The following is an 856-nucleotide window of genomic DNA, read 5'->3' on the forward strand; positions in this document are numbered from 1 at the left end:
TGGCTGTGATCCCGGCTCGCAGTAAAAAACCGCGGGACGAGCCGAAAGCAGAGTTATCGGTCCTCCTGGTGCAGAGAAGGGTTCTCGCCCGCCTGCGCAACCAGCGCTTCTTCAGCCTGGACGAGGCCAACCGGGCGGTCGCCGCGTTGCTGAGCGATCTGAACAATCGGTCCTTCAAGAAATTGCCCGGCTCCCGCCGCAGCGTCTTCGACGAGATCGATCGTCCCGCACTCAGGCCGCTGCCCGAGCGGCCCTATCAATACGCAGAGTGGAAGGTCGCACGCGTCGGTCCGGACTATCACGTTGAGCTCGACCAGCACTACTACTCGGTGCCGTACCGCTATGCGCGCGAACAGGTCGACATGCGTCATACAGCCAACACGGTCGAGATCTTCCATCGCGGCCAGCGCATTGCCGCACACGGCAAAAGCGCTCGCCGTCGGTACCACACCACGATCGACGCGCACATGCCGCCGGAGCATCTGGCTGTCGCCAAAGGCTGGGATCCGCAGCGGCTGCGTGACTGGGCTGCCGACATCGGCCCGCATACGTCGGCCGTCATCCAGCACCTGCTGGGCGCGCGCAAGCACCCGCAGCAATCCTATCGAACCTGCCTGGGCGTGCTGCGCATGGGCAAGGACTACGGGCGCGACCGGCTCGAAGCCGCCTGCCGCCGCGCCATCGATCTGAAAGCGCCGAACTACAAGTTCATTGCTTCGACGCTCAAGAACGGCTTGGACCAGGAGCCCGAAGCGGCTCCCGCCCAGGCTGACCTGCCGCTTATGCACGCCAACGTGCGCGGGCCGTCTTACTACCATTGAAAGGGAGTCGTTATGCTGCAACATCCCACTGTCGA

General features: G+C 63.9%; 1 protein-coding gene. It reads left to right on the forward strand.

Annotation, left to right across the window (positions count from 1 at the left end):
• Positions 1-821: Mu transposase domain-containing protein (locus AWB81_RS43625; protein WP_144444420.1), on the forward strand; the 821-nt coding region annotated here is incomplete at its 5' end.
• Positions 822-856 lie beyond the last annotated feature (35 nt).

The organism is Caballeronia arationis, from assembly GCF_001544975.2.
Lineage (GTDB): Bacteria > Pseudomonadota > Gammaproteobacteria > Burkholderiales > Burkholderiaceae > Caballeronia > Caballeronia arationis.